Annotated in this window: 22 protein-coding genes and 1 pseudogene; 12 read left to right on the top strand and 11 right to left on the bottom strand. The window is 59.9% G+C overall.

Going from position 1 to position 22,641, the window contains the following annotated elements; all coding sequences use genetic code 11:
- The first annotated feature begins 62 nt into the window (after window positions 1-62).
- The 5 genes from ACQZ60_RS04910 to ACQZ60_RS04890 all read left to right on the top strand — a co-directional run bounded on the left by ACQZ60_RS04910 (window position 63) and on the right by ACQZ60_RS04890 (window position 3,049).
- Window positions 63-659 (top strand): hypothetical protein, encoded by a 597-nt coding sequence (locus tag ACQZ60_RS04910; RefSeq protein ID WP_448734845.1) that lies wholly within the window; start codon window positions 63-65, stop codon window positions 657-659.
- A 158-nt stretch (window positions 660-817) separates the two neighbouring features.
- Window positions 818-1,000, top strand: a complete 183-nt coding sequence (locus tag ACQZ60_RS04905; protein WP_020809511.1) for a hypothetical protein — start codon at window positions 818-820, stop codon at window positions 998-1,000.
- Between the two features lie 10 nt (window positions 1,001-1,010).
- On the top strand, window positions 1,011-1,184 hold the full coding sequence (locus ACQZ60_RS04900) for a hypothetical protein (RefSeq protein WP_003509979.1): 174 nt from the start codon (window positions 1,011-1,013) through the stop codon (window positions 1,182-1,184).
- A gap of 105 nt (window positions 1,185-1,289) precedes the next feature.
- Complete coding sequence (amn, locus tag ACQZ60_RS04895; protein ID WP_196379411.1) at window positions 1,290-2,795, top strand: AMP nucleosidase; 1,506 nt, start codon at window positions 1,290-1,292, stop codon at window positions 2,793-2,795.
- Between the two features lie 59 nt (window positions 2,796-2,854).
- Window positions 2,855-3,049, top strand: a complete 195-nt coding sequence (locus ACQZ60_RS04890; protein ID WP_448734844.1) for a type II toxin-antitoxin system VapB family antitoxin — start codon at window positions 2,855-2,857, stop codon at window positions 3,047-3,049.
- Between the two features lie 372 nt (window positions 3,050-3,421).
- Here ACQZ60_RS04890 and ACQZ60_RS04885 read toward each other — a convergent pair whose 3' ends face one another.
- The 3 genes from ACQZ60_RS04885 to ACQZ60_RS04875 form a co-directional block, all read right to left on the bottom strand.
- Window positions 3,422-3,892: an OsmC family protein gene (locus ACQZ60_RS04885; protein ID WP_080852422.1), complete on the bottom strand. Its 471-nt coding sequence runs from the start codon at window positions 3,890-3,892 to the stop codon at window positions 3,422-3,424.
- Window positions 3,893-3,951: 59 nt separating this feature from the next.
- Window positions 3,952-5,328: an aspartate aminotransferase family protein gene (locus ACQZ60_RS04880; protein WP_448734843.1), complete on the bottom strand. Its 1,377-nt coding sequence runs from the start codon at window positions 5,326-5,328 to the stop codon at window positions 3,952-3,954.
- 285 nt (window positions 5,329-5,613) lie between these two features.
- On the bottom strand, window positions 5,614-6,522 hold the full coding sequence (locus ACQZ60_RS04875) for a diacylglycerol/lipid kinase family protein (protein WP_035260716.1): 909 nt from the start codon (window positions 6,520-6,522) through the stop codon (window positions 5,614-5,616).
- A 235-nt stretch (window positions 6,523-6,757) separates the two neighbouring features.
- Between ACQZ60_RS04875 and ACQZ60_RS04870 the strand changes: the two genes are divergently transcribed.
- Both ACQZ60_RS04870 and mgtE read left to right on the top strand, forming a co-directional pair.
- Complete coding sequence (locus ACQZ60_RS04870; protein ID WP_051671853.1) at window positions 6,758-8,002, top strand: MFS transporter; 1,245 nt, start codon at window positions 6,758-6,760, stop codon at window positions 8,000-8,002.
- Between the two features lie 282 nt (window positions 8,003-8,284).
- The gene (gene mgtE, locus ACQZ60_RS04865) at window positions 8,285-9,661 is read left to right on the top strand and encodes a magnesium transporter (RefSeq protein ID WP_020808666.1); all 1,377 of its coding nucleotides are present in this window, start codon (window positions 8,285-8,287) and stop codon (window positions 9,659-9,661) included.
- A gap of 245 nt (window positions 9,662-9,906) precedes the next feature.
- Here mgtE and ACQZ60_RS04860 read toward each other — a convergent pair whose 3' ends face one another.
- Together ACQZ60_RS04860 and ACQZ60_RS04855 are read right to left on the bottom strand one after the other, a co-directional pair.
- On the bottom strand, window positions 9,907-10,743 hold the full coding sequence (locus ACQZ60_RS04860; RefSeq protein WP_020808665.1) for an undecaprenyl-diphosphate phosphatase: 837 nt from the start codon (window positions 10,741-10,743) through the stop codon (window positions 9,907-9,909).
- 120 nt (window positions 10,744-10,863) lie between these two features.
- A complete protein-coding gene (locus ACQZ60_RS04855) occupies window positions 10,864-11,253 on the bottom strand; it encodes a winged helix-turn-helix transcriptional regulator (RefSeq protein WP_003524094.1) in 390 nt (129 codons plus the stop codon).
- A 103-nt stretch (window positions 11,254-11,356) separates the two neighbouring features.
- Here ACQZ60_RS04855 and ACQZ60_RS04850 point away from each other — a divergent pair, with 103 nt between their 5' ends.
- Window positions 11,357-12,373, top strand: a complete 1,017-nt coding sequence (locus tag ACQZ60_RS04850; protein WP_020808664.1) for a zinc-binding alcohol dehydrogenase family protein — start codon at window positions 11,357-11,359, stop codon at window positions 12,371-12,373.
- An 87-nt stretch (window positions 12,374-12,460) separates the two neighbouring features.
- Here ACQZ60_RS04850 and ACQZ60_RS04845 read toward each other — a convergent pair whose 3' ends face one another.
- Window positions 12,461-13,201, bottom strand: a complete 741-nt coding sequence (locus tag ACQZ60_RS04845; RefSeq protein ID WP_020808663.1) for a pentapeptide repeat-containing protein — start codon at window positions 13,199-13,201, stop codon at window positions 12,461-12,463.
- 455 nt (window positions 13,202-13,656) lie between these two features.
- Window positions 13,657-15,321, bottom strand: a complete 1,665-nt coding sequence (locus ACQZ60_RS04840; RefSeq protein ID WP_174023909.1) for an electron transfer flavoprotein-ubiquinone oxidoreductase — start codon at window positions 15,319-15,321, stop codon at window positions 13,657-13,659.
- A gap of 539 nt (window positions 15,322-15,860) precedes the next feature.
- Between ACQZ60_RS04840 and ACQZ60_RS04835 the strand changes: the two genes are divergently transcribed.
- Window positions 15,861-16,583: a DUF5343 domain-containing protein gene (locus ACQZ60_RS04835; protein ID WP_262535010.1), complete on the top strand. Its 723-nt coding sequence runs from the start codon at window positions 15,861-15,863 to the stop codon at window positions 16,581-16,583.
- A complete protein-coding gene (locus ACQZ60_RS04830) occupies window positions 16,583-17,170 on the top strand; it encodes a Swt1 family HEPN domain-containing protein (protein WP_262535009.1) in 588 nt (195 codons plus the stop codon). Before ACQZ60_RS04835 ends, ACQZ60_RS04830 begins: the two co-directional genes overlap by 1 nt.
- 218 nt (window positions 17,171-17,388) lie before the next feature.
- Here the strand turns inward: ACQZ60_RS04830 and ACQZ60_RS04825 are convergent.
- Window positions 17,389-17,691: pseudogene (locus ACQZ60_RS04825) on the bottom strand (cation transporter); the annotation flags it as partial.
- A 122-nt stretch (window positions 17,692-17,813) separates the two neighbouring features.
- Window positions 17,814-18,527, bottom strand: coding sequence for a DNA helicase (locus tag ACQZ60_RS04820; protein ID WP_448734842.1), 714 nt, complete (start codon window positions 18,525-18,527; stop codon window positions 17,814-17,816).
- A 382-nt stretch (window positions 18,528-18,909) separates the two neighbouring features.
- Here ACQZ60_RS04820 and ACQZ60_RS04815 point away from each other — a divergent pair, with 382 nt between their 5' ends.
- The gene (locus ACQZ60_RS04815; protein ID WP_448734841.1) at window positions 18,910-19,683 is read left to right on the top strand and encodes a hypothetical protein; all 774 of its coding nucleotides are present in this window, start codon (window positions 18,910-18,912) and stop codon (window positions 19,681-19,683) included.
- A gap of 58 nt (window positions 19,684-19,741) precedes the next feature.
- Here ACQZ60_RS04815 and ACQZ60_RS04810 read toward each other — a convergent pair whose 3' ends face one another.
- Window positions 19,742-20,662: a cation diffusion facilitator family transporter gene (locus ACQZ60_RS04810; RefSeq protein WP_003524087.1), complete on the bottom strand. Its 921-nt coding sequence runs from the start codon at window positions 20,660-20,662 to the stop codon at window positions 19,742-19,744.
- A 182-nt stretch (window positions 20,663-20,844) separates the two neighbouring features.
- On the opposite strand from ACQZ60_RS04810, the gene ACQZ60_RS04805 reads away from it, so the two are divergent.
- A complete protein-coding gene (locus ACQZ60_RS04805; protein ID WP_448734840.1) occupies window positions 20,845-21,633 on the top strand; it encodes an SDR family oxidoreductase in 789 nt (262 codons plus the stop codon).
- Window positions 21,634-21,651: 18 nt separating this feature from the next.
- Here ACQZ60_RS04805 and ACQZ60_RS04800 read toward each other — a convergent pair whose 3' ends face one another.
- A complete protein-coding gene (locus ACQZ60_RS04800; RefSeq protein WP_448734839.1) occupies window positions 21,652-22,629 on the bottom strand; it encodes a diguanylate cyclase domain-containing protein in 978 nt (325 codons plus the stop codon).
- Window positions 22,630-22,641 lie beyond the last annotated feature (12 nt).

Raw genomic sequence — 22,641 nt, 5'->3', positions numbered from 1 at the left:
GCCGCATGGAAGCCATATATCAGTTGATGTATCGTTGCGCCCAACACCAACGAGAGCGACGCATGCGCCCCACCCTTTCGACAATCCTGATTGCGGGCACCTCGCATGTCGGCAAAAGCACCTTTACCGGCCTGCTGAGCGAAAGGCTGCGCTGCGAGGCAATATCAACCGACAGTCTCGCCCGCCATCCGGGCAGGCCATGGCCGGGCATTCCGGCACCGGTGGAAGAATATTACGCACGGCTCTCGGCGGAAACGATCCACTGGTTCCTGAAGATACATCATCAGAACATCTGGCCGCTGATCCGCACGATGATCGACAGCAGGTCCGGCATCGGCATTCCCACAATCTTCGAGGGCGCGGCCCTGCGGCCGGAATTGATATCGCCCCTGCTCGGCGGCGAGGTCGCCGGTGTCTTTCTCCATGCCGGCAATGATTTTCTTCTCGAGAGAATCCGCTCTCACGCCCGCTATGAAGATGCAACGGCTGAGAGGCGGCGGATCATCGACGCCTTCATCGAGCGTTCGTTGCGGGAAAACACGGACATGCTGGCATCCGCGCAGGAGCACCGCGTGCCGGTTGTCGATGTGACGCAGCCTCAGGCATTCGAGACCCTGCTGACCGATCTTGCGGCACGTGCGGAAGCCCCTCTGTCCTGATCGAAAAGCGGGTGGCCCGCGAGATGAGCAGCGCCATTGCGGCATCAATCTGTCATGTCACCGCCCGTTAACATCCCTGAATGCCATATGAACCGGGGTCTCAGCGTCCGTTCAGTCCGAGTGTGGCAAAACTCTGTCCATCAACTCCAATAAGGGGAATGGACATGGCAAAGCTGATCAGCCGACTGGCAATCTTCGCGTTTCTCATGGCGATCTTCGCCATGTCCTTCGCTTCGCTCGTCGTTAATCCGAACCGCAGTTTCCAGCGGGTGAATGCGGGCGCGGCAATCGCCTGCCAGCACAGCCCCTCGCCCGCCGCCAATTGCCCCGTCGTGTTGTGAGGACAGGCCGATGACGACAAGTTTTTCCAACGGCCTGTTTTCAGCGCTGCGGCTGGTGCTGATGGCCTCGATCTTTCTCGGTCCGGTCGCCGGACTTGCCGTTTACAAGGCCGATCCCCGCCCCGCCTCCAAGGGCGCCGGCTTCGTGCTTTTGATGAGCCTGCAGCGTGGCGCGCTCGGCTGAAATTTCCGCCGACCCTCTGTTATTCGAACTGCCTTTTTGCGTTTCTTTTCAGTTTCTTCGTATTTCTGTCGCTTGCCTGTCGAAATTGGCCTCTTATAATGGGCCATGACAATAGCAAAACCAACGATTCCGCCCCTCACCTTCGTCACTCCTGAGCCTTTCGCGCCGCAGACATTCACGGACCCGAAACAAGCTGTGGCGGCTTTGACCGCGCTTTACGAACGCAATACGGCGTTCCTGATCAATTCCTTCACCGAGCTTGCCAAGGGCGCGCCGATTGCCGGCCGTTACCGCGCCTGCTATCCGCAGGTCAGCCTTGAGACCGCCACCTTCGGCCATGTCGATTCGCGTCTCTCCTACGGCCATGTCACCGCCCCCGGCGTTTACACGACGACCATCACCCGGCCGGAGCTTTTCCGCCATTACCTCAAGGAACAGCTCGGGCTTCTGATGAAGAACCACGGCGTTCCGGTCACGGTGTCGGAATCGGCGACGCCCATTCCGCTGCATTTCGCTTTCGGCGAAGGCGCCTATGTCGAGGCGGCGGCGGCCTCCTCGCTGTCCGACGTGCCGCTGCGCGATCTGTTCGATACGCCCGACCTCAACAATACCGACGATCTCATCGCCAATGGCGAATACGATCAGGTGCCGGGCGAACCCGCGCCGCTCGCCCCCTTTACCGCGCAGCGCATCGATTATTCGCTGGCCCGCCTCAGCCACTATACGGCAACCAGCGCCAGCCATTTCCAGAACTTCGTGCTGTTCACCAACTACCAGTTCTATATCGATGAATTCGCCGCATGGGCGCGGCAGTTGATGAAGAATGGCGGCGAGGGTTACACGGCTTTCGTGGAGCCGGGCAATATCGTCACCCCCGCCGGTTGCGACAAGCCGGAAACGGATGCCGTGCTCGCGCGCCTGCCGCAGATGCCCGCCTATCACCTGAAGAAGAAGGGCCATGCCGGCATCACGCTCGTCAATATCGGCGTCGGCCCCTCCAACGCCAAGACGATCACCGACCACATCGCCGTGCTGCGCCCGCATGCCTGGCTGATGGTCGGCCATTGCGCCGGCCTGCGCAACAGCCAGCGGCTTGGCGACTATGTTCTGGCGCATGCCTATGTGCGTGAGGACCACGTTCTCGACGACGATCTGCCCGTCTGGGTGCCGATCCCGGCTCTGGCCGAAGTGCAAGTGGCGCTGGAAGGCGCCGTGGCGGAAGTTACCGGCTACGAAGGCTTCGAGCTGAAGCGCATCATGCGCACCGGCACCGTCGCCACCATCGACAACCGCAACTGGGAGCTTCGCGATCAGGCCGGACCCGTCAAGCGCCTGTCGCAATCGCGCGCCATAGCACTCGACATGGAATCGGCCACCATCGCCGCCAACGGCTTCCGCTTCCGCGTGCCCTACGGCACCCTGCTCTGCGTTTCCGACAAGCCGCTGCATGGCGAACTGAAACTTCCGGGCATGGCGACGGAGTTCTACCGCACGCAGGTCGCCCAGCATCTGCAGATCGGCATCCGCGCCGTGCAGAAGCTGGCCGCCATGCCGACCGAAACGCTGCATTCGCGCAAGCTTCGAAGCTTTTACGAGACGGCGTTCCAGTAAGATCGCGCATCTTCGCCCTCAAGGTGCTGATGTTGGCTCATACACCTTGAGGCATCGAAATGCGTGTGACGATCGACCTCGATGACGAGCTGATCGCAGAGGTCATGGAAATTACCGGTCTCTCCAGCGCCGAAGCGGCGGTTGAAGAGGCCCTGAGAGAATTGATCCGGATACATCGGGAGCTACGAGGCGTCGGCCGGGAAGGCAATCTCGTGGAATCCGCGAGAGCTGGAGAATGGATGAGTCCTAATTGACTCACTCAATGCTCTCACTGCCACTAAAGAACATAACCTCCGTCATTCCGGCCTTGAGCCGGAATCCAGCCGACGCGCGTCTGCGCGGCGAAAAGAGTCTTTTCAGCCCAAGGACTTGGGCTGACTGGATTCCGGCTCAAGGCCGGAATGACGGAGAGAAAACAGCACGACCACAGCAAAATAGCGCATTTAGCGGACAGCAACGATTATGCCTGGGCCTACAGTGCTTCAGGCAAAAACGAGATCTTTGGAAGCGCTCTATCTCTTTATTTTTACGCATCTCCAGTAAGACCTATACGCATTTTTACTGGAGACGCTCTTGCGAAGTCGCCGGTCGCGGTCCGCTCGCGCGGATCGCGCGCCACATCCGCCTCAAACCACCTTCACCGTCCCCTCCACGCGGATGGGAAAATTCACCGAGCGTGCGATGAAGCACTTCTCGTGCGCATCATGGTGCAGCTCATCCGCTCTGGCCGGATCGCCTTTCGAAATGGTGATGACCGGTTTCAGCACCACTTCGCTGAATTGCCCGGCGCCGTCCTTTTCCATCACCAGCGTGCCTTCGGCATTGTCGACATAGTCTTCGACGATGATGCCATTGACCGAGCAGAAATGCAGGTACCAGAGCTTGTGGCAGGCCGAGAGCGAGGCGACCAGCAGGTCTTCCGGGTTCCAGCGGGAGGGATCGCCACGGAAGGCGGGGTCGGAGGAGCCGGCTATGTCAGCCTTTCCCGAAGTGGAAATCGTGTAGTCGCGTTCATAGTCGCGATAACCCGACGTCCCCTTGCCGCGATTGCCCGTCCATTTCACCTGAACGGCGTAATGATGTTCCTGTCCTGCCATTTTAGTCCTCCCTAAGAGTTTTTCGTCGCATTTTCCGGACGTAAAACCGCTACGCAGTTTTACTGGAAATGCTCCCGCGTATCGCACAGGTGGTCGAGCCCCTTGCGCAGCGTTTCTATGATCTCATCCACCTCCGAGCGGCTGATCGTCAGCGCCGGTGAGGCCAGCATGCGGTCGCCGGTGGCGCGCATCACAAGGCCATCTGCCAGGCAATGGTTGCGCACGGCGGTCCCGATGTCGTCCGGCTTGGCGAAACGCCGGCGCGTCGCCTTGTCGGCCGTTATCTGCAGGCCGCCCATCAGGCCGACATTCACCGCCTCGCCGACCAGTTCGTGATCCGTCAGACTTTTCCAGCCCTCGGAAAAATAAGGGCCGATATCGTCGCGCACCCGTTCCACCAGTCCCTCCTCCTCGATGATGCGGAGGTTTTCCAGGGCGGCGGCGGCGCAGACGGGATGGCCGGAATAGGTGAAACCGTGGTTGAAGTCACCGACCTCAGACAACATCACCTCCGCCACCCGATCCGAGACGATGACGCCGCCAATCGGCAGGTAACCGGAAGACAGGCCCTTGGCGACGGGCGCGAAATCCGGCTCCACGCCGAAATGCTGATAACCGAACCAGGAGCCGAGACGGCCGAAACCGCAGATCACCTCATCCGATACGAGCAGGATGTTGCGCGCCTTGCAGATGCGGGCGATTTCCGGCCAGTAGGTTTCCGGCGGCACGATAACACCGCCGGCGCCCTGAATGGGTTCGGCCACGAAAGCGGCGACATTTTCCTCGCCGAGTTCATCGATCTTCGCTTCCAGTTCGCGCGCCACCTTCAGGCCGAATTCCGCAGGCGAAAGATCGCCGCCCTCGGCATACCAATAGGGCTGGCCGATATGGGCCACGCCCTCGATCGGCAGGTTCCCCTGCTCGTGCATCCATTTCATGCCGCCGAGCGATGCACCGGCCACCGTCGAGCCGTGATAGCCGTTGCGGCGGGCAATCACCTTGGTTTTCGTCGGATGGCCGAGCGCCTTCCAGTAAACGCGCGCCATGCGGAACCAGGTGTCGGTGGCTTCCGAACCGGAATTGGTGAAGAACACATGATTCATCTTCGGCCCGGCGCGCGAGGCGATCTTCTGCGCCAGAAGCGTCGCAGGCGGCGTGGTGGTGCCGAAAAAGGCGTTGTAATAGGGCAGCTCGTTCATCTGCCTCTGAACGACATCGGCGATCTCGCGGCGTCCGTAACCGATATTCACGCACCAGAGGCCGGCAAAGGCGTCGAGATATTTCTTGCCGGTGCTGTCATAGATGAACACCCCTTCCGCGCGCTCGATGATGCGGGTGCCGGCGGCATTCAGCTTGCCCATGTCGGAGAAGGGGTGGAGGTGATGGGCGGCATCGATGGCGGCGAGATTGGACATCGGCTTGGAGACTTCATTCATGACAGATCGCACTCCCATAAAGGCGACGGCGCTCACGCCACCGCGCCTGCCGAACATGGCCGGGCGGCTCCGATTTGGCAAGGCTGGCGTTTTTTAGGGGGCGGCTTGGACGAACGGAGGCGGCTGGGTTTCTTCTCCCCGAGGGGGAGAAGGTGGCCCGAAGGGTCGGATGAGGGGGCTAGCTCTCCGAATATCTCGACGCTTGCCCCCTCATCCCGCTGCCGCGGACTTCTCCCCCTCGAGGAGAAGAAACAAGCGGCAACCGCCAATTCGCAGTCAGTTGCACTATGCGAAAAACGACCGACCCACCAGCACCTTCAATTCGCCGGCGTGAACCTCCAGCGCCACATCCCGCTCCATCGGCAGCAATTCGCCATCGATGACGCAGCGCAGGTCATGGCGTTTCTTCGGAAAATGCAGTTCCACATCCGTCACCGTCATGGCGGTCACGGCGGCGTTTTCCTTCAGCCTGCCGCGCAGAATATCAAAAGCGAGTTTCGCGACACCGGAAGGACGCAACGGATCGGCGAGATAAAAGCCGAGATGGCCGCCCGAGACATTCTCCGCGACCATCAATGCGCTCTGACCGAATTCATTGTTGGAGACGGAAATGGCCGAGACCTTGCGGTGCTGCGTTTTGCCGTTGACGGTATATTCCACCTCGAAGACCGGCGGATTGAGGATGACGCTGATGGCCGCGCGGATGCTCGCCTTGATCTTGCCGAGGCGGGAGGCAAAAGCGAGATTGTTGCGATAGCGCACCATACGCGAATGCAGGCCCGCGGAAAACTGGTGGACGAAGAGGCGGCCATTGGCGCTGGCGATGTCGACACTGGCAATCTCGCCATTCGCCAGCGTTTCCAGCGCCTGGCGAATATCGAGCGGCAGCTTCAGCGAGCGGGCGAAGAGGTTCATGGTGCCGGCCGGAACGATGCCGAGCGCGATGCCGTGTTTCCAGGCGATGGCGGCTGCTGCGGAAATCGTGCCGTCGCCGCCGCCGGCAATGATGCCTTCGATGCCCGGCTCATCGGCGGCGCGTTCCATTTCCTCGACGATATCCTTTCCCGAGACCAGACGGCAATCGATGGCGTGGCCGGCGCGGGTGAAGACCTCGCGGGCATGGTCGCAATAGGCCTCCATGTCGGTGGTGCGAAACGTGCCGCCGTCACGATTGAAAATTGCAATGAGCTTCATGTTTCCAACCCGATCCAGTGAGGCAGCCGCGCGTAAATGCCTGACCCTATATAGGGTTCCGAACACCATCGCGTGAAGATGCTCTTTTGCCGAGAATCGCTCTACCGCAACGCATCATTTCATGTTAGGGATCACTTAAGGTCATTTTCATGACCGCGCATCTCCAGTCAGGGCAGACCGCTCCCATACGGTCTTGCCCTTTTTTCTGTGGGCCCTTCCCGCTTTTCAGGTCACGATGAGCCAGTCGAATATTTCCGAAGCCCGCCCTGGCGCGGAGAATGAAACCGTTTACACGGCCGCCCCTGCCGTGGCCCTCTCCCCGCTTGCCATCGCGCTCATCGAACTGGCGCTTGCCGCCGGCGGCTTCGGCATCGGCACCGGCGAATTCGCCATCATGGGCCTGCTTCCCGACGTCGCCACCACCTATGGCGTCACCGTTCCGCAGGCGGGTTATGTCATCACGGCCTATGCGCTCGGCGTCGTCATCGGCGCGCCGATCATCGCGGTTCTCGCCGCGCGCATGACGCGCCGCACATTGCTTCTCGGCCTGATGGGGCTTTTTGCGGCCGGTAATATCTTGAGCGCCGTCGCACCGGATTTCCTGAGCTTCACCGTTCTGCGCTTCATCACCGGCCTGCCGCATGGGGCTTATTTCGGGGTTGCGGCGCTGGTGGCGGCCTCCATGGCGCCGATCCACAAGCGCGCCCGCGCCGTTGGCCGCGTCATGCTCGGCCTCACCATCGCCACCCTGCTCGGCACGCCCCTCGCCACCTTCTTCGGTCAGCTGCTTTCCTGGCGCGCGGCCTTCATGCTGGTCGGCGGCATCGCGCTTTTGACGGTGGCTCTGCTCTGGTTCTTCCAGCCGCGTGATCGGGTGGAGGAAGGCGCGAGCGTATGGCGCGAACTCGGCGCTTTCCGCCGCGTGCAGGTGTGGCTGACGCTCGCCATCGCCGCCGTCGGCTTCGGCGGCATGTTCTCGGTCTTCAGCTATATCGCCAAGACCACCACCGATGTGGCGATGATGCCGGTTTCCACCGTCTCCATGGTGCTGGCGCTGTTCGGCATCGGCATGAATGTCGGCAATGTGGTCGGCTCGCGGCTGGCCGATATCTCGCTCAACGGCACGATTGGCGGCATGCTTGCCTTCAACGTGCTTGTCATGACCGTGTTCGGCATGACGGCGGACAATCCTTTCATGCTCTGCCTCTGCGTCTTCCTGATCGGCTGCGGTTTCGCCGCCTGTCCGGCCGTGCAGACGCGGCTGATGGATGTGGCGCAGGATGCGCAGACGCTCGCCGCCGCCTCCAACCATTCGGCCTTCAACATCGCCAATGCGCTCGGCGCCTGGCTCGGCGGCCTCGTCATCGCGATGGGTTTCGGTTACGCCTCCACCGGTTATGTCGGCGCGGTTCTTTCCCTTCTCGGGCTTGGCGTTTTCCTTGTTTCCGTCACCGTCGAACGGCGCGAAAAGGCGGCTTGAAGCCGCCTTTTTTACAGCCTGCACCGCCGCCTCTCGCCACGATGCAGAACCTTGCATAAATTTCATGATCGGGCGCTTGACTCTTTTCGGTTTCAGGCGCAACACGGCCTTACGCGCAGGCCAACCGGCACGGCGCGGATTTCAACGGAGCATCATTGGATGTCTAGCGACAGTAGCAGTCGATTGCCTTTGCCGAGACCGGCGAACGTGAACTGATCCGACCGCTGTCGGCTCACCACCGCGTTCGCCGTGATCGGCGAATCGACGGAAAGGTGAGCAATCATGAACTTCCACAACCTCTCCCAGAGGGCCAGCAAGGCCGCACGTCTTCTTCGTAGCGGAAACGCCGGTTCCTCCACCACCATTGCCGAACGCGTCGAGCACCTCAACACGCTGGATGTCACCGAGGCCGTAACCGCCCTCCTCGCCATGCCGCAGGCAAAGGCCGTCGCCATTCTCGACCGGCCCGAACTGCATGGCGCCGCCGCCATCATCGCCGATATTCCGGTCGAACAGGCCGCCCGCCTCGTCAACCTGATGTCCGATGACCGCGTGGCCGACGTCATGGCGGAAATGGCCGAAGAGCCGCGCGCAAAGCTGTTTTCCCGGCTGGACCGCACGACGGCGCTCTCCATCCAGCATCTGATGGGTTATCCGCCGCGTACTGCCGGCTCGATCATGACCACGGAATTCGTCAGCGTGCCGGACAATTGGACGGTGGAACAGACCCTTTCGCACATCCGCGTCGTCGAGCGGTCGCGTGAAACGGTCTATGCCATCTATGTGCTGGCTGAGGACGGAACGCTCTCCACCGTCGTGACGCTGCGCCGCCTTTTGACCGGCGAAGCCGGTGCCTCCATCCTCTCCGTCGCATCGAAGGAAGGCATCGTCTGCGCGAGCCCCCTGATGTCGCAGGAGGATGTCGCCAGGCTGATCCGCAAGCACGACCTGCTGGCGCTTCCCGTCGTCGATGACCGTTCGCATATTCTCGGCATCGTCACCGTTGACGACGTGATCGACACCATGATCGCCGACACGACGGAAGACGCCCACAAGTTCGGCGGTATGGAAGCGCTGGGCAAGCCCTATATGACGATCGGTTTTCCGGACATGATCCGCAAGCGCGCCGGCTGGCTCGCAGCGCTCTTCCTCGGTGAAATGTTGACGGCCAGCGCCATGCAGCATTTCGAGGGCGAGCTGGAAAAGGCCGTGGTGCTGACGCTGTTCATTCCGCTCATCATGTCTTCGGGCGGTAACTCCGGTTCGCAGGCCACCTCGCTCATCATCCGGGCGCTGGCGCTTGGCGAGCTGAAGCTTTCCGACTGGTGGCGAGTGCTGCTGCGGGAAATCCCGACGGGCCTGACGCTCGGCTGCATTCTGGGCGCCATCGGCTTCCTGCGTCTGAGCCTCTGGCAGCAGGCCGGCTTTTATGACTATGGCGAGCACTGGCTGCTGGTGGGCGCCACCGTTTTCGCGGCCCTCGTCGGCATCGTCACCTTCGGTTCGCTCGCCGGCTCCATGCTGCCCTTCGTGCTGCAGCGCCTGCGGCTCGATCCCGCCAGCGCCTCTGCCCCCTTCGTCGCCACGCTGGTGGATGTCAGCGGGCTCATCATCTACTTCTCGGTGGCGCTGGTGATCTTGAGCGGTACGTTGCTCTAAAAGACGAAAGGCCCGCTCCGAAGAGCGGGCCTTAGGACGCCGACTAAGTCTGGAAAGCTCTCTTTCGTCATGCTCGGGCTTGTCCCGAGCATCTGCAACGTCTCGATTGAATTGGACTTGGTTAGATCCTCGGCACAGGGCCGAGGATGACGTCGAGTACCTGATTAGCCTTGTCAATAAACTGAGGCCCGTTCGAAGGAGCGGGCCTTTTCATTTGCGGTGAGCACAGGCTTTAACGCTACCCCTCACCCGCCGGCGCTGATGACGCCCGTTCCCAGAAGCCCCAGCAGGATGAAGCCAATGACCACGCGGTACCAGACGAAGGGCATGTAGCTCTTGGTGGAGACGAGCTTGAGGAACACGACGATCACCGCATAACCGACGACGAAGGCGATCAGGGTTGCGAGCCCCGTCGGACCCCAACCGACCGGATTGTCCTCGCCGATGCTTTTGAAGAGCTGGTAAAAGCCGGAGCCGAAGACAGCGGGAACGGCGAGCAGGAAGGAATAACGTGCTGCCGCCTCGCGGGTGTAGCCTAAAAGCAGGCCGGCGCTGATGGTGCCGCCCGAGCGCGAGACGCCGGGGATGAGCGCCATGGCCTGCGCGAAACCGAACAGGATGCCATCGCGCCAGATAAGCTGGTTCAGCTTGTAACGCTTCTCACCGATTTTATCGGCAACGCCGAGAACGATGCCGAAGACGATCAGCATCACGGCGGTGATGTAAAGGTTGCGCAGCGAGTGCTCGATGGCGTCCTTGAAGAACAGGCCAAGAAAGACGATCGGCACGGAACCGATGATGATGAGCCAGCCGAGCCGGGCATCGGCCTTGTTATACTCGCCGAGGCGAAAGTTCTGCCGGAGCCAGGCGATGGCAATGCGCATGATATCCGACCAGAAATAGACCAGCACGGCCGCTTCGGTGCCGATCTGCGTAATCGCGGTGAAGGCGGCTCCCGGATCCGCGCCGGAGGGCAGGAACTCCCCGGCGATCCTCAGATGCGCGCTTGAAGAAATCGGAAGAAATTCCGTAAGCCCTTGCAAAAAGCCGAGAAATGCGGCCTCCAACCAACCGATGCTCATGTGTCTTGATGTCCCTGCTGCGAATCGAGATCGCAGCATTATGCATCAATCGGGGCAAATACATGTTGCATCGCACCATGAAAAAGGCGCGCGGAGGGGTGCGCTTTTACCCGTGATTTTTCAGGCGGCCTTTTCCTTCGCCTCGGGAAGGCGGGTATATTTCTCGCCGTTCCTGCACACGACATGGGCGTCGCCCCAGCTTTTCAGCGCCGAAATCACCGGTATCATCGTCTCGCCGAGCGGCGTCAGCGCATAATCCACGCGTGGCGGCACCACCGGGAAAACGGTGCGGGAAATCAGGCCCGCCTCTTCCAGCTCGCGCAGCTGCTTGGTGAGCATGCGCTGGGTGACGCTCGGAATATGGCGGCGCAACTCGTTGAAGCGCAGCGTGCCCTCGTTGATGAGGTGATAGAGGATCACGCCCTTCCATTTGCCATCGAGGAAACTTAAGGCCGATTCCACCGGGCAGCCGGGAAAGTTGCCGGTGAGCTTGGCGCGCGGTCGCGACATCACAGTATCCTTTTTGTATGTATCATCACAAAATGTGCATTCTTGCGATCGATGTTCATATGTATCAAGTAAGAGGCACGCGAACAAGCAAAGGAGACTGTTCATGCGCGCCATCGGTTACAGGACCAGCCAGCCCATCACCGCGAAAGACGCCCTCGTCGATATCGACCTGCCCCAGCCGGAAGCGAAGGGGCATGATATTCTGGTGGAAGTGAAGGCCGTTTCGGTGAACCCCGTCGATACCAAGGTGCGCCGCAACCAGTCGCCGGAAAACGGCGAACCCCGCGTGCTCGGCTTCGATGCGGCGGGCGTGGTGAAGGCCGTCGGCGACAAGGTCTCGCTGTTCAAGCCGGGCGACGAGGTGTTTTACGCCGGTGTCATCAACCGCCCCGGCTCCAACAGCGAGTTCCATCTGGTCGATGAACGCATCGTCGGCGCAAAGCCGAAATCCCTGAATTTCGAGGAGGCCGCCGCGCTGCCGCTGACCGCCATCACCGCTTACGAGACGCTGTTCGACCGGCTGCGGGTGAAGGAGCCGGTTCCGGGCGCGGCCAACGCCATTCTGGTTATCGGCGGCGCGGGCGGCGTCGGCTCCATCGCCGTTCAGCTTCTGCGGGCGCTGACCGACCTCACCGTCATTGCCACCGCTTCACGGCCCGAGACGATTGCGTGGGTGAAGGAACTCGGCGCGCATCACGTCATCGATCACAGCAAGCCGATAGCCCCGCAGGTGGAAGCGCTCGGCCTCGGTGCGCCGGGCTTTGTCTTCTCCACCACCCATAGCGACATTCATGCCGCCGACAGCGTGGCGACCATTGCGCCGCAGGGTCGTTTCGCGCTGATCGACGATCCGGCCGGCGGTTTCGACGTCATGGCCTTCAAGCGCAAATGCGTATCGATCCATTGGGAAATGATGTTCGCCCGCGCCGTCTTCCAGACGCCTGACATGATTGAGCAGCACAGGCTGCTCAACCATGTGGCCGGGCTTGTCGATGCCGGCAAGATCAAGACGACGCTGACCGAGGTTTTCGGCACCATCAATGCCGCAAATCTGATCAAGGCTCATGCGCTGATCGAGAGCAACAAGGCCAAGGGCAAGATCGTGCTTTCGGGCTTCTGATCGCCGGTGAGGCGTCCGCATCGCGGACGCTTCTCTTCCGCTTATGGAGATGTTTGGGCCGAGCGCAAGACCGCGCGGCTATTCCTGTCAGTCGTCGTCCGGATCTTCCGGGCACGGCCAGGAGGCCGGCGCGGTGAGGCCGTTCGGCAATTTGGTCTTGGCGTCGCCGCAGGCAATGTCGATCTGCTTCTGATCAAGGCCGGTGGCCATGGAAAGATCGAGTCCTTCGATCCTCGTCAGAAGCAGGAATGCGCTGGTGAAATCCACCGGACCGCCGAGCTTGGCGCCGCCGAAACGGGCGCGTGACAGATTGGTCAGCGAGAATTTCGAGCCGTTCAGCGTCGCGCCCTCGAAATCGGCGCGGCCGAGTTCGGCCTTGGTGAAATCCGTGCCGTCCAGCTTGGTGTTTTCGAATTTGGTTCGCTGCATTTCAGCATTGACGAATTTGGCGTTGGTGGCATCAGCGGCGGAAAAATCGCTGCGATAGGCTTCCACCTTGGTCAGATTGGCGCCCTGCAGGTTCGCCTCGCCAAGGGCGGTGCGGATGAGCTTGGCCTTCTCGAGATTGGCGCCCTTCAGCGACGAACCGCGCAGGTCGGTATAGGTGAAATCCGTGCCGTAAAGCATTGCCGAATCGAGATTGCTGCCGCCCAGCATCAGCAGGCGCTTGTTGCATTCGCGCCAGTCGATGCCGGCCATGGCGTCGGTACGGCAGCTTGCGGCCACCAGCGGACCGCCGCTGAAAGAAACGGCAATCATCGCAAGCGCCGCCACACCGGCAACGAACCCTGTCTTCCGCACAATATTCAGCCTTTGAAAGCCGGACATTCCTTCACTCCCTGTCGTCGGGCGACGGCACTTAGGACCATATGCACATTCAAGGCGTTACCGCATCGCTGAACCACAATCCACGGGCCACGCGACCATGCAACACCCCAACATCCTATATGTAAGAAATCGAAGAGCAATCCACAAATACTGACGGGGAGACGGGCTGTGGACGCTGCTCTTCCTCATGTCGGGTTTGACCCGGCAACCGGCAACGGCGCGTCTGCGTCGTGTGAAATGAGCCCTTCGATCAGAAGTCTGCCCGTTCCGCACATGTCGTCACTCCCGGCCGCATGACACAATGGCTGAGAATGATTGCGAGGGGCCTTCCCACGCTCGACGTCATCCTCGGGCCTGTCCCGAGGATCTATCCACGTATTGTAAAATCAATCCGTTACAGATGCTCGGGACAGGCCCGAACATGACGGAAGAGAAGGCTTCGGCCGTAATCGCCATCACATATTGGCGTAAACCGGCCCCTCGCCGCCCTGCGGCGGCACCCAGTTGATGTTCTGGTTGGGGTCCTTGATGTCGCAGGTCTTGCAGTGCACGCAGTTCTGGGCGTTGATGACGTAGACTTCCTCGCCGTCCTTCTCCACCCATTCGTAAACGCCGGCCGGACAATAACGCGTCGAAGGGCCGGCAAAGACATCGTGCTCGGACAGTTTTTGCAGCGCCATGTCCTTCACCTGAAGATGCACCGGCTGGTCTTCCTCATGGTTGGTGGACGACAAAAACACCGACGAGAGGCGGTCGAAGGTCAACACACCATCCGGTTTCGGATAGGCGATCGGCTTGTGCTTTGCGGCCGGCTCAAGGCTCTCCGCATCCGTCTTGCCATGCTTCAGCGTGCCGAAGAAGGAGAAGCCGAAGAGCTGGTTCGTCCACATGTCGAGACCGCCGAGACCGACACCGATGAGCGTGCCGAACTTCGACCACAGCGGCTTGACGTTCCTGACCCGCTTCAAATCCTTGCCGATATCGCCGTCGCGCCATTCCGCCTCGATCTCCGCCACCTCGTCATGGGCGCGGCCGGCGGAAATCGCTGCGGCGATCTTTTCCGCCGCCAGCATGCCCGACAGCACCGCATTATGGCTGCCCTTGATGCGCGGCACATTGACGAAACCGGCGGAACAGCCGATCAGCGCGCCGCCGGGGAAGGTGAGCTTCGGCACCGACTGGTAGCCGCCTTCGGTGATGGCGCGCGCACCATAGGAAATGCGCTTGCCGCCCTCGAAGGTCTCGCGGATGGCCGGATGCGTCTTGAAGCGCTGGAATTCCTCGAAGGGGTAAAGATAGGGGTTCTTGTAGTTGAGGTGCACCACGAAGCCGACGGCGACGAGGTTATCCTCGAGATGATAGAGGAAGGAACCGCCGCCGGTCTTAAAACCGAGCGGCCAGCCGAAGGAATGCTGCACAAGACCCTGTTTGTGCTTTTCCGGCTTGACCTGCCAGAGTTCCTTGATGCCGATGCCGAATTTCTGCGGCTCGCGATCCCGGGACAAATCGAATTTGGAAATCAGCTGCTTGGCGAGCGAACCGCGCACGCCCTCGCCGATCAGCACATATTTGCCATGCAGCTCCATGCCGCGGGTGAAGTTCGGGCCCGGTTCGCCGTTCTTCTCGATGCCCATATCGCCGGTGGCGACACCGATGACGGCGCCCTCGTCGTCATAGAGCACTTCGGTTGCGGCAAAGCCCGGATAGATCTCGACGCCGAGCGCTTCCGCCTTTTCCGCCAGCCAGCGACAGACCAGCCCGAGCGAGACGATGTAATTGCCATGATTGTTCATCAGCGGCGGCATCATGAAATTCGGCAGGCGGATGGAGCCGGCCGGCCCTAAGAACATGAACTGGTCGTCCTTGACCTCGGTCTTGAAGGGATGCCCCTCCTCTTCGCGCCAGCCCGGCAGCAGCCGGTCGATGCCGATCGGATCGACCACCGCGCCGGAGAGAATATGCGCGCCGACTTCGGCACCCTTTTCGAGAACGACGACCGAAAGCTCCGGCTCCACCTGCTTCAGGCGGATCGCGGCGGCAAGGCCCGCAGGACCCGCGCCAACGATCACAACGTCGAATTCCATCGCTTCGCGTTCGGGCAGTTCCATCGCTTCCGTCATCTCATCCTCTCCGCATCGCCGGTCCCATCCGGCTGTTGTTATATCCGCTTTCCGGCATTCCCGGCGCATCGCCCGCGCCAGTCAAAAAACCATCCGCGACACCGCATCCACCAGCGCCTGTCTTCGCAAAGCAGGACGCCTTTGTCGAGCTTCTATAGCGGCAAAACATGTCGCACGCCAGTCAATTGTCAGACAACCTGATGATTGCTTTATTACTTTTACGTTCACGTAAGATTTAAAATAGAAGCTGGGAGTGTAGGCGTCAAGGGTAGTCGGCATTCGTGCCGCTCTCGCGTTTACCGCGGCTGAAACGCCCATTCGGCTCGCTTCATCAATGGCGGCGCTTCTGTTTTACACCTTCATCCTGATCACTCTGCAGTCAGATTGACATTCCAATAGTCTGCCGCGCCTGACTGCTTCCCCCTACAGCAATCGCGCTATCCAAGATCGTGACTGAGCATGTTGCTTTTAACTTTTGCAAAGGGCGTTGCGATCATTCGTCAGCGCGATAGAATGTGCCAAAAGAGTCGGGGGATTGAATGGCTGAATCCAAGCAAGGTGAGGAAAAAGCTAGAGCAGAGGAAAAAACTGCCACAGCCAAGGCGTCTGCCCCAAGAAAGATCCCAGGAAATCTTCCTTACCTTACAGCCTCGGGAACGCTGAAAAGGGCGCTTGAGCGCCTTATTGATGCGTCTCGTCCAGACAAGTTCAATGCAGATTTCATGGAGAATGTCCTTAAGCTGAGCGGCGGTGCTGCGCGCGCGACAATCCCGATCATGAAAAAAATGGGCTTTCTGTCTAGCGACGCAGTGCCAACGGACCTTTATGCTAAATTCCGCACGGAAGGTGGCCGACCTGCAGCAGCTTTGGCTGGATTGCGTAATGGCTTTCCAGAAATATTCAAACGAAGTGAGTATGCCCACACTGTCGATGACAACAAACTGCGCGACATTATCCTCGAAATAACTGGACTGAAGGCGAGTGATCCGGTTGCTCAGGCTATCAAATCTACCTTCAACGTTGTGAAGGCGTTTATTCCTGCCGGGGCCGATTTGAGCAATGGTGGTGACGATCCGAGTTTTCAGGATGAATTGGCAGGTGCCACGGCAAATCAGCACGGTCAGGGCGAGGTTGTCCGCAGTATCAGCAGAGGCTCGAAGCCGGTTGGTCTCGTCTATAATATCAATATCGTGCTTCCCGAGACATCAGATCTAAAGGTACTAAATGCGATCTTTCGTAGCATTAAAGAGAACCTTCTGTGATGGATCAAGCTGATACAATCGAATTGTTTCTTCTAAAATGCGCGTCGATAAAGTTGGCAGTTGATGGAGTAAATCCCCGTCCAAGCGTCAGCCATTCGGTCGCCAATGAAGATGCATCGGTGAAGGCATCCGTGTCACAATTCTCGGCAGAGGTCCGTGATAACGCGTTGATGATGGCTGAGCATTACAAGCTCTTCTACATGCTAGAGAATGACATTCGTCGGCTGATTGATGACACGCTTACTGAGGACAACAAGGGGCCTGATTGGTGGGACAAATATGCTCCCGACAGTGCAAAGGTCGAATATAAGGGGAATCTGCAAAGAGAGCAGGAAGCGGGCTTTACCCCACGATCGGAGAATCCCTTAGACTATGTAACGTTCGGCCAACTGGGGGACATTATTCGTGCGAACTATGCCTTGTTTGGGGGCATCCTGAGCAACCAGAAGGCTATGGGCAGGGTAATGTTTTCGCTCAATAATCTTCGCGGCCCAATCGCCCATTGCGGACTTCTGGCAGAGGATGAGGTTGATCGTCTCAAATTGACGGTGAAAGACTGGTTCCGTTTGCTTGAGGGTCCCAAGTAATGCTTAAGCTGGGCCTGTGGTCTTGGCTCCCTGAACTTTGGCGATATCAGCGTCCCTGGGAGGGAAATAGTGGATGTTTCATTTTATGAGACGGGGTTCTAGGTTAAGCGCCCTGAGCGGACCGGGCGGCATCCTACGCTAGGATAGGTAAGCTACCTCGAAAGCCGCCAGTCCGCTCGCGGCCCCCAAGCCGACTTAGCTAAAATCACTCTCCAACATCAAACCGCCCACTCCTCATCCGTCGTGAACACGATCGTCAGCCAGCGGTCGCTCCCCTCGCCGCCCAGCGCATCGCCGATCTCGTCGCGGATCGCGTCCCATTCTTCCAGACGCCGGGGCGGCCAGTTTTTCGGCACGATGAAAAAGAGTTCGATCTGACGGCCGCGGCCGACGCGGGCGACATAGGAATAGTGCGAGGAAAAGCCGAATTTCTCCACCGTCTCGGTGGCCACCCGGTCCACATGCTGCCTGAATTCCAGCGGGGTCACCAGAAGAATGTCCGCGAGCGCCTGTTTCACATTGCTTCTACAGCGACGTGGCATTTTGCTGCCGTCTTCTCATCGTTTCACGTACCTGTCCGCGCTATGTCGCAACCAGATTTCAGGAGAGTGACTGCCGCGACCCGTCAAGTCGCGGCAGGCAATCAGGCGACGTCCTGAAGTTGCGCTTCGCCGTCGTGGAGGAAGCACGCCCTGTTAAAAAGGCCGAGATCGACGAAGTTCGGAAGGCGAATATCGCGGATGTCGGGAAGCCGCTTGCTTTCCGGATCAAACGATCTGTCGATTTGCGAAATGAAGCCCAGAACACAACCTGACCGTCGCGCAAAATCACCGAGGGCTCGTAGCTGTTCGGAAAGAACGGGCTTGCTCCGCTGTTGATCCAGCGCCTGGAGATAGTCGATCACCGCGACTGTTCCCGGTCGCGACCCCGACATCCGATCGATGATATAGTCCGCACTAATTTCATCGGAAGTGACAATCTGAACTTGGTTGGCGAAGCCGTCAGTCTCCCTTTCTAGCGATTGGAGATATTTTCCCGCCTGTTTTTCGGTCAATTCCAACGTAAACAGAAACGCCTTGCGGCCGTCCCGGGCCGCATCGATCAGAAGCTGAAGACCAAGCATGGTCTTGCCCTGCCCCGGTCGGCCAGCGAGCAATAACAGGTCGCCGGCATCGAGACGGGAAAGTACCGTTTCGGAAAGTGGCCCGGAAGACATCCGGGACGACAGCATGCTCCACCTTGCAAAGCCCTCTTCTTGCGCGATCTGATCCAGCGCTTCGTTCAGCGTAACATCATTGTTTCGCGCCATGAGCTTTGCACGACGTTTAAGCTGAAATATCGGTGCAGAAAGTTTCATCAAAGACCTCCATTGCGAGCCGAAACGCAACCCCTCCTCATGCGATGCTCGAACAGATGGTTCGATGATTTGGCGTCACCCTGCATGTGCGATGCTTTCCCGAAAGGAGGGGGGAGGCTTGGGTCTAGCCTGCGGTTGAAAGCTAGCGGGTTGCGCGATTCGCAGCAAGGGGCGCAAGCCATTCGCCCCATCGCAGTTACCGGATCCTGTCCTCATAAAGCAGGACGCCTTTGTCGAACTTCTTGAGCGGCAAAACAGGCCACTATAACCGGCCGGTAGGCCGTCGGAATTGCTACCTGATGTTGCGCTCGAATTGCGGGCACCATAAAACCTGTCATGCACCATGAAAAAGAACGTCAGTTCAATTGAGGAGACTACGACCTTGAAGCGATTGATTCCCGCGCTGTTGCTATTGTCGTGGTTTGGCGCGATGCCCTTGGTGGCAAAGGCCGATGTCTCTTCCGCCAATCAAAACGAATCGGCCGCGGCATTTCAGGGCCTCGACACGCTCGCGCGGGAAACGCGCGCGCAGGGGGATTTACCGCGATTGTCCAACCCCGCTCATGCGAAGGTGCTGGACCGGCTCTGGAATGTGGAGGGGACCCTTGGCAGGCAGCCATACCGGTCCGCCGATGTTCCGGCGCTCATCGCCATAGGCGCGAATGCGAGCGCCGTTCTTAAAACCTATGCACTGTTTACCCCACAGAACGGCAGTCTTCCGGACACAGCGGCAAATACGTTCAAATACCAGGACGAAATCGCACGCGCCGGAGCCTATCTATTACATGTCCAGGCGGCTCAGCTGGAGGCGATTACCGATTTTGTCGCCGTGCTTCCTGCCGATCAGATGAACAAGGCGCGCCGCGATGGCCTGCACCAGATGCGCCTTGGCATCATGGAGCAGTTTACCGGACTGACTCTTATGCTGCGCTCACCGAATTTGCGATCCGAGAACCGGCTCATTTTGCTGAACGCCCTTAATGCCAGCGCCATTCCCGTGGTCGCCGCGACCTCCCTTGCCGACCGAACCACCATGGCCACCCAGATCGACACGATTTTGCCGGAACTGTCCGGGCTTGAACGCGACAAGGCGCAGGCGCTGAAATCGCTCTTCATGAACCAGAATTGCGACGGGCTTTGCGCGATGGATCAGTAGTCGCTCAATACCCGGTTGACGCAAAGGGGCTGCAACCCCGCCCCTCAGACTTCCCCACTCAAACCGCCCATTCCTCATCCGTCGTGAACACGATCGTCAGCCAGCGGTCGCTCCCCTCGCCGCCCAGCGCATCGCCGATCTCGTCGCGGATCGCGTCCCATTCCTCCAGACGCCGGGGCGGCCAGTTCTTCGGGACGATGAAAAAGAGTTCGATCTGACGGCCGCGGCCGACACGGGCGACATAGGAATAGTGGGAAGAGAAGCCGAATTTCTCCACCGTCTCGGCGGCCACCCGGTCCACATGCTGCTTGAATTCCAGCGGGGTCACCAGAAGAATGTCCGCGAGCGCCTGCTTCACATTGCCGAGCGGCATGGGGATGATGACGAGACAGACCAGCGCCAGCACGGCCGGGTCGATATAGGGTGCGAGCCATGCCTGCGCCGTTCCCGTAAGCCCATAGCCCACGGCGAAGGCGACGAAGAGCGCCATGCTCAGAAGCGCGCTCATCAGCCAGCTTTTGGCGTCCAGCGCCACGAATGCGGATTTCAGCCGGCGGTTCTGCCGTTTGACGAACCATGCCATGGCGAGTGAGACGGCGAAGCTGACGAAGGTGACGACGATGGCGTAATCGAACTCGATCGATCTGCCGCCATCCATCAGGCTGTCGACGGCATTGATGAGGGCGTAGATCGCCGCCCCCATCAGGAGCGTGCCGTTAAGCCCGAGCACCATCGGCTCCAGATGCCAGAAGCCCATGGTGAAACGCTCCACCAGCCGGCCGCCGGGTTTGGGCGCGGCGGAAGCGGCGATCAGCCGCGCGACAAGCAGCGCCAGCACCGTCATGAAAGCATCCGTCAGCGCATAGACACCATCGAAAACCACGGCGAAGGAGCCGGAGAACAGGCCTGCGCCGATGCCGAAGAGCGCCAGCAGAACCGTGACGGCAATGGAGAATTTGAGCAGGGATTGTTCTGTCATGACGTGTATTTTACCTTCAAAACCGGACGCCGTCTTGGCGGAGCGCTTTCCCTTTTCCTCGAATCGAGAAAACGCTCTAACTCTTTGTTTTGTAGCATTTCCAGACGGAAAACCGGGGTCCACTTTTCCTGGAAATGCTCTATAAACAGCACATTGAGCACTCACAAGACAGGACAAAACCCATGGATCTCGGCATTTCCGGCAAACGCGCCCTCGTTCTCGCCTCCTCTCGCGGCCTTGGGCTGGGCATTGCCACCGCGCTGGCGAAGGAAGGCGCACATGTCCTTCTCGTCGGCAGAAGCGGTGAGAAGCTGGAGGCGAATTGCAAGGCGATCAATGCGCTCGGCAAGGGCAAGGCCGACTGGGTCTGGGGCGATCTGGCCGAGGACAATTTCGTCGAGGCCATGGTTCAGGCCGTCAGGGAAAAGCTCGGCGGCATCGATATTCTCGTCAACAATACCGGCGGCCCGACGCCGGGCCTTGCGCAGGAGATGACGGCCGACAAGCTGGATACCTTCTTCCAGTCGATGGTGATGCGCGTCATCACGCTTACCAATGCGCTGCTGCCGCAAATGAAGGAACAGGGTTTCGGCCGCATCCTGACCGTCGCTTCCTCCGGCGTGTTCGAGCCGATCGCCAATCTGGCGCTGTCCAATACGCTGCGCGGCGCACTGGTCGGCTGGAGCAAGACGCTATCCTCCGAAGTGGCCTCCTTCGGCGTCACCTCCAACCTGCTGCTGCCCGGACGCATCCATACCGACCGCATCGATGAGCTCGATGGCGCGAACGCCAAGCGTCTGGGCAAAAGCGTCGAGGAAATTCGCGAGGCTTCCGTCAAGAGCATTCCGGCCGGCCGCCTCGGCACGGTGGAGGAATTCGGCGCCGCCGGCGCTTTCCTCTGCTCGGTGCCGGCAAGCTACATCACCGGTACGATGCTGCGGGTGGATGGCGGCGCGGCGAAGTCGAATTAAGGCCGCGACGACGCTTTATCAACTGGGCGCATCGTGGATGACGAAGCGGTTGCGCCCCGTATTCTTGGCCCGATAAAGCGCCGTATCCGCCCGACGCAGCGCTTCCGCGGCGCAATCGCCCGGGCGCACGAAGGCAATGCCCGCCGAACAGGTGTAACGGAAATCCGGGACCTGTTCGAGCGGCGAGGCTTCCCGCAGCGACGCAAACAGGGCTTCGACGACGCTTTCGGCGTTGTGCATCCGCGCGCCGCTCAGCCCCAGCAGAAACTCCTCGCCGCCGATACGCCCGATGAGATCGTCGCGACCGGCGGCGGCGCATAGTTTTTCGGCGAAATGTTTCAGCACCCTGTCGCCCGATGCATGGCCAAAGCGATCGTTGATACTCTTGAAATGATCGATATCGAGCAGCACCAGCGCCAGCGCCTGCGCCTTGTGGGGGCCGAGGCTGTGACCCAGATTGTCCATCAGGTAACGGCGATTGCCGAGCCCCGTCAACTCGTCGCAGAGGGCGGATTTGAGCGCCCTGTCGCGCTCCTGCCTGAGGTCGCGAAGCTCTATACCGAGTTCGGAAATATCGGTGATGACGCACAACATCCAGCCGCCCGGCAAAGTCGTTTCCGTCGTCAATACCCAGCGCCCGTCATTGAGGCTGGTCTCGATGGTGCGGAAAGGCAGCTTGCCGCGTCTCGTCCTGGCGGAGCGCAACCAGACCTCGAAGTCGGAAGTCTCGATTGCGGTGCCGGTGGAGTTGCCGTAGCCGCTGCGCATCAACTCGACCCAGTTTGGGAATTCATCCGGCGCGACATCCAGCGCCTTGCGGAAGGCCGCATTCGCAAAACACAGCCTGTCCTCGCCATCGAACAGCGCATAGCCCTGCTGCGATGCCTCAAGAAGGTTCATGAGCTGACGGTTGAAAACGCCGGCATCGCCCCGAACGAGGCCGGGGTGATCCGGCGATACATTGTCGAAGTTGGAACTGGTCGTCTTGCGGGACATTGAATTTTCCAG

It is taken from the genome of Agrobacterium sp. 22-223-1 (genome assembly GCF_053522385.1).
This window is presented reverse-complemented; position numbering and strand designations above follow the sequence as displayed.